Below are 5,974 nucleotides of genomic sequence, written 5' to 3' on the forward strand. Positions count from 1 at the left end.
GACGACATCCTGGCGGTGCTCCGGTCGGAGAGGGTGTAACCTCTCACCCTCCCACCGCTTCGCGGCGGGCCCCTCCCTCTCTCTAAGAGAGAGGGATACAGGAGCGTCCGACCAGGGTCGAAAGCAGCAATTGACGCCTGCGCTGCAAGCGGTCCTAGGGCCTCGCGGCGATGAAGCAGACCCATGGAACGTCAGAAGGGGAAATAAAAAAGGCGGGCCTCCCCCAAGGCCCGCCTTCAGTTTGTCCCCCCGCGGGGTTTGGGCGACGCTGGACGCGCCGCCAGTCGCTGGCTTGCGCGCTGCGCCGTTCTCCGAGCTGATGGCGCGTGCGGCCGTCACGTCCGGACGTGCGTCTCCCCTGGGTGTTCGCGGTCGAAGACCAGCGTTCACTCAGCGAGGCCGACACCTGTAAGGCTTCGGGCGTCATAACCGTTACATCCGGGTTCCATTTCCTTGACCGGCCGTCTCAAAGAAAAACCGCGCTCTCGCGCCCTGCGACGAACGCCCGCATTGGACCGGGTTGGTAAATGCGTGATCGTGCCTTGGGGGAGGCCACATGAGTGAAACCGAGACGTCGAGTGAAGGCGCGCGCCAGCCCCTGGCGCGGACGAACTTCAGCACGCGGAACGTTCCGCCGGAGGAGCGCCACGACCTCTATCGGCGGGAGGTGCTGGTCGCCCTCGACGCGTGCGATCCCGAGCCGGGCTTTTCGGCCGACATCACCTCCCTGCGCCTGGGCCCCCACGCCTTCTACGTGACCGAAACCGGCGGCCAGACCCTGTTCCGCACGGCGGAGAAGATCGCCGACGACGGCCTGGATCACTACATCGTCCAGTTCAACATCGCCGGCTCGCATACCGGTGACTATGACGGCGTGACGTTCTCGGCGGGGCCCGGCGAGGTGCAGATCTGCGACCTGTCGCGGCCGCTCGTGCTGCGGAGTACGGCCGTCAAGGTGCTCAGCACCTTCCTGCCGCGCGCCCATGTCCAGGCCGTGGTTCCGGACATCGACCTGCACGGCATGGTGCTGGACGGCAACCGCGCCGGCCTGTTGATCGAGCACCTGACCTCGGTGACCCGCTGGTTCCCGCAACTGATCCCCGAGACCCTGCCGGGCATCACCCGCGCCACCGTCGAGCTGCTGGGCGCCTGCCTGGCCATGGAGGCCGGGCGGGCCGATTTCGGCGTGCGCGAGTCGCCGGTGCTGTTGCGGGCGCGCGGCTATGTCGAGCACAACCTGCTGGAGCCCAGCCTCAACCCGGCCAGGATCAGCGAGGCGCTGGGCGTGTCGCGCTCCACCCTCTACCGGTTGTTCGAGCCGCTGGGCGGGGTCACCGGCTACATCTGGGAGCGCCGCCTGCACCTGGCCCGCGCCGCCCTGCTGGACCCCAAGCGGGCCCGGCGGATCAGCGAGATCGCCTTCCAGTGCGGCTTCAGCAGCGAGGCCCATTTCAGCCGCAGCTTCCGCAAGGCCTTCAACATCCGGCCCAGCGACCTGCGCTCGCTGCAGCCCAGCCTCGCCGACGAGCCCGACAGCCCGTTCTCCCGCTGGACCGAGGCCGTCCGGAGCGCCTAGGCCTGCACGGCATCTGCACATGAAACCGGCCTGACGGGCGCCGGAGCGGCGGGTTGGTCTCGACGCCCGGCGGGCATTCCAGGGTCTCCCGATCCCGGAGCCCGCCATGCCCTCATTCCGCCGTCCCCGCGACCTGACCTTCGCGATCAAGACGAGCGCCGCCGTGGCTCTGGTCGTGGTCGCCGACCTGCTGTTCTACGGCCACCCGTTCGGCGCGACGGTCGGGGTCTTCGCCCTGCTGCTGACCGTGGCGGCGACCCTGCTGCATCCCGCCGCCCGTCGCGACCCCAAGGCCCTTTGCGCCCTGGCGGCCGCCGCCGTCCTGGCGCTGATCCAGGTCGAGACCCCCAGCCTGCTGGCCTCGCTGCTGTTCTGGGCCCTGCTCAGTCTGGCGGTGCTGGCGCCGCGCGCCCAGGGTTTCGACGACGCCTGGCGGTGGTCGCAGCGCCTGATGGCCCAGGCGGCGGTCGGCCTGGTCGGCCCGTGGCTCGACCTGCGCCGGGCCCGCCGCGCCGGCCGGACCGGATCGCGCGGACGCTGGAAGGGGGTCGTGCCGCTGCTGGCCCTGCCGGTGCTGGGCGGAGCGGTGTTCCTGGCGCTGTTCGCCGCGGCCAATCCAGTGATCGCCAATGCCCTGGCGGCCCTGCGCCTGCCCAGGCTCGGTTCGGACTTCGGCTGGCGGGTGATGTTCTGGCTGACGGTGCTGGTCCTGGTCTGGGGCGTGCTGCGGCCGCGCCGCCGCCGCGTCCTGCCGGTCGGCAAGGCCAGGCGGAGCGTCGTGCTCGCGGGCGTGCCCGTGGCCTCGGTGGTGCTGTCGCTGATCGTCTTCAACGCCCTGTTCGCCCTGCAGAACGGCCTGGACGCCGTGATCCTCTGGGGCGGGGCCGGGCCGCCGGCCGGCCTGACCCTGGCGGAATACGCCCATCGCGGCGCCTATCCCCTGATCGCCACGGCCCTGCTGGCCGGGCTGTTCGTGCTGGTGTTCCTGGCCCCCAGCTCGCCGACCGCCAAGGTTCCGCTCATCCGGGTCCTGGTGGTCGCCTGGGTGGCGCAGAACCTGTTCCTGGTGGCCTCCAGCATCCTGCGCACCCTGGACTATGTGCAGGCCTATTCCCTGACCCGCCTGCGGATCGCCGCCCTGGTCTGGATGGGGCTGGTCGCTCTGGGTCTCATCCTGGTCTGCTGGAGGATGCTGCGCGGCAAGAGCGGGGCCTGGCTGATCAATACCAACGCGGCGGCCGCCCTGGTGGTGCTGGTCGCCGCTTGCGTGGTCGACCTGGGCGCGGTGGCGGCGGCCTGGAACGTGCGCCACGCCCGCGAGGTCGGCGGCCAGGGATCCGAGCTGGACGTCTGCTACCTCAACCGGCTGGGCCCCTCGGCCCTGGTGTCGTTGGTCGAGCTGGAGCGGCGGGCTCCGTCGCCGGACCTGGTCGATCGCGTCGCCTGGGTTCGGGAGGTCAATCTGACCGCCTTGCGAGACCGGCAATCGAACTGGCGCGGGTGGACCTGGCGGGGCGCGCGGCGGCTGGAGCGCCTCGACGCCCTGGGCCGTGAACGCCCGCTGGTCCGCAGCGCGCCGGCCTACCAGCGCTACTGCGGCGGTCATCCCGTTCCGCCGCCGCCCGCCGCGCCATCCCCGTTGACCGAAAGCGCGGAGCACTGAACATGGGCCGCATGCAGCGCACGATCCTGATCGTCGACGACGACCCCCACATCCGCCAGCTCCTGGTCTTCGCCCTGGCCAAGGCCGGGCTGGAGACCCGCGAGGCGGCCGACGGCGAGGCGGCCCTGGCCTCGGTGGCCGAGCGCGCGCCCGACCTGGTGGTGCTGGACATCAACATGCCGCGCCTGGACGGGCTGGAGGTCTGCCGCCGGCTGCGGGCCCAGGGCGACCTGCCGATCCTGTTCCTCAGCTCGCGCGACGACGAGATCGACCGGGTGCTGGGTATCGAGCTGGGGGCCGACGACTATGTGGTCAAGCCGTTCAGCCCGCGCGAGGTGGTGGCCCGCGTCCAGGCCATCCTCCGGCGCACCGGGGCCAGGGCGGGCGAGGCCACCGGCCCCGACGGCACGATCAGCCGGGGCCGGCTGAGCCTCGACCCCGAGGCCTGGAGCGCCCGGTGGTCGGGGGCCGAGGTCTCGCTGACGGTCACCGAGTTCACCATCCTGCGGACCCTGGCCACGACCCCGACCAAGGTGTTCAGCCGCGACGCCATCATCGACCGCCTGCGCGGTCCGGGCTTCGCCGTGACCGACCGCACCATCGACAGCCACGTGCGCAACCTGCGCGGCAAGTTCGCCGGGGTCGGCGGTCACGACGTGATCGAGACCCGGGCCGGGATCGGCTACCGCCTGGGGGCCTGCATCGGCGCCGAGGCGTGAGCGACCGGCTGCGAAACTGGGTGCGGACCTGGTGGCCGCCGCTGCGGCTGCGGGTCATCCTGCTGACCGTGCTGCTGTTCGCCGCCGCCATGCCGGCCATCGGGGCGGTGTTCCTGCGCACCTACGAGAACACCCTGGTGCGCCAGACCGAGGCCGAGCTGACCTCGCAGGGCGCGGCCCTGGCGGCGGCGGCCGGGGCGCTGTGGCCCGGCGCGGCGCCAGACTCCACGCCCGCCGACCCCGACGCCCGCGACGATCCCGGCTACTACCGCCCCGAGAGCACCAGCATCGACCTGCGCACCACGCCGGTGCTGCCCGAGCGTCCGGACGCCGCGCCCGCCCCGGCCGCCGACCCCCAGGCCGTGGCCGCCGCCGACGTGCTGGAGCCGATCCTCGACCAGACCAGCCGCAGCACCCTGGCCTCGATCCTGATCGTCGACCGCCACGGCGTGGTGGTGCGGGGCCTGGGACAGGGTGGCAGCCTCTCGGCCCTGCCGGAGATCCAGGCGGCGCTGGCGGGCCGCTCGCGCACGGTGATGCGCCGCAACGGCGCCTATCATCCGCGCTATTCGTTCGAGTGGCTCAGCCGGGCCTCGGCCCTGCGCCTGCACCACGCCCGGCCGGTGCGGGTCAACGGCCAGGTGGTGGGGGCGCTGCTGCTGTCACGCTCGCCGCGGGCGCTGTTCCGCGGGGTCTACCAGGATCGCGGCAAGCTGCTGGCGGGCGGGGCGGCGACGATCCTGCTGCTGGTGCTGTTGTCGGGCCTGGTGTCGCGCGGGGTGACCCGGCCGATCGAGGCGCTGAGCGCGGCGTCGCGCGGGGTGGCCGCCGGGCAGGGCGAGGTGCCGGAGACCCCGGCCACCGCCGCCCTCGAGATCCGCGACCTCTACCAGGACTTCCGGGTGATGGCCGACGCCATCGCCGTGCGCTCGCGCTACCTGCGCGACTTCGCCGCCGCCGTCAGCCACGAGTTCAAGACCCCGCTGGCCGGCATCACCGGGGCGGTCGAGCTGCTGGACGACCATTTCGACACCATGAGCCCGGAGGAGCGCCGCCGGTTCCTGGGCAACATCTCGGCCGACAGCGCCCGGCTGTCGCAGCTGGTCGGCCGGTTGATGGACATGGCCCGGGCCGACATGGCCATGCCGCAGGCGGGCGTGGCGTCCGAGCTGGCCTCGGCGGCGCGGCGGGTGGCCGACGCCCAGGGTCGCGACATCGCCGTGACCCTGGACCTTGCCGCCGACCTGCCGCTGGTCGCCGCGCCCGAGGCGACGGTGGAGACGGTGCTGACCACGCTGGTGGAGAACAGTCGCCAGGCCGGGGCGCGGACGGTGACGATCCGGGCGGCGGCGGTCGGTGGGGACGTGGTGCTGAGGGTCAGCGACGACGGTCCGGGCGTGCCGCCGGCCGATCGCGACCGCCTGTTCGAGCCGTTCTTCACCAGCCGCCGCGAGGCCGGCGGCACGGGGCTGGGGCTGTCGATCGCCCGGTCACTGCTGGCGGCGAGTTCCGGGCGGATCGGGTTGGTCGAGGCCGAGGCGGGGGCGGTGTTCGAGGTGAGGTTGCCGAGGGGGTGAGGGCGGGTTTGGGACACTGGGCGGATGGGTGTTTTCGACCCGTTGCCGACGCTCCTGTACCCCTCTCTCTTTGAGAGAGGGAGGGGCCCGCCGCGAAGCGGTGGGAGGGTGAGAGGTTACAGGCTCGCCGAACGGAGCGCCGTCAGGATGTCGTCCGCCGTTCCACCGGGATCGGCCAGGACACGCGTTGCGGAACCTCAGGACGACGTATCCGAACAACTCCAGGATCTCGGTGCGACGACTGTCGTAGGCCTCGCGACCGTCATGGGTCGGGCCATCCAGCTCCACGATCACCTTGGCCGCCTCGCAGACGAAATCGGCGAAGTAGCGGTCGATCACGACCTGCCGCAGGAACCTGAACCCGCCCCGGCGGCGATTGCGCACGAGGGTCCAGAGCGTTTTCTCGGCCAGGGTTTGGTTGCGGCGCAGGCGACGGGCG

Annotated in this window: 4 protein-coding genes and 1 pseudogene; 4 read left to right on the top strand and 1 reads right to left on the bottom strand. The window is 72.0% G+C overall.

The features are described 5' to 3' along the window. The first annotated feature begins 556 nt into the window (after positions 1-556). The 4 genes from PMI01_RS20090 to PMI01_RS20105 all read left to right on the top strand — a co-directional run bounded on the left by PMI01_RS20090 (position 557) and on the right by PMI01_RS20105 (position 5,535). A complete protein-coding gene (locus PMI01_RS20090) occupies positions 557-1,576 on the top strand; it encodes a helix-turn-helix domain-containing protein (RefSeq protein WP_007673255.1) in 1,020 nt (339 codons plus the stop codon). Positions 1,577-1,682: 106 nt separating this feature from the next. Next, positions 1,683-3,239: a DUF4153 domain-containing protein gene (locus tag PMI01_RS20095; protein ID WP_007673258.1), complete on the top strand. Its 1,557-nt coding sequence runs from the start codon at positions 1,683-1,685 to the stop codon at positions 3,237-3,239. A 2-nt stretch (positions 3,240-3,241) separates the two neighbouring features. After that, positions 3,242-3,958, top strand: a complete 717-nt coding sequence (locus PMI01_RS20100) for a response regulator transcription factor (RefSeq protein WP_007673261.1) — start codon at positions 3,242-3,244, stop codon at positions 3,956-3,958. After that, positions 3,955-5,535 carry a sensor histidine kinase gene (locus tag PMI01_RS20105; RefSeq protein ID WP_007673264.1) on the top strand — a complete coding sequence of 527 codons (1,581 nt, stop codon included), beginning with the start codon at positions 3,955-3,957 and terminating at the stop codon, positions 5,533-5,535. Before PMI01_RS20100 ends, PMI01_RS20105 begins: the two co-directional genes overlap by 4 nt. Positions 5,536-5,651: 116 nt before the next feature. Here the strand turns inward: PMI01_RS20105 and PMI01_RS26555 are convergent. After that, a pseudogene (locus PMI01_RS26555) lies at positions 5,652-5,974 on the bottom strand (DUF559 domain-containing protein); the annotation flags it as partial.

It is taken from the genome of Caulobacter sp. AP07, assembly GCF_000281955.1.
Classification (GTDB): domain Bacteria; phylum Pseudomonadota; class Alphaproteobacteria; order Caulobacterales; family Caulobacteraceae; genus Caulobacter.

Bases quoted from the DNA above. Each gene is read 5' to 3' on its own strand.
- PMI01_RS20100 (WP_007673261.1), top strand. From the start codon at position 3,242: ATGGGCCGCATGCAGCGCACGATCCTGATCGTCGACGACGACCCCCAC.
- PMI01_RS20090 (WP_007673255.1), top strand. From the start codon at position 557: ATGAGTGAAACCGAGACGTCGAGTGAAGGCGCGCGCCAGCCCCTGGCG.
- PMI01_RS20095 (WP_007673258.1), top strand. From the start codon at position 1,683: ATGCCCTCATTCCGCCGTCCCCGCGACCTGACCTTCGCGATCAAGACG.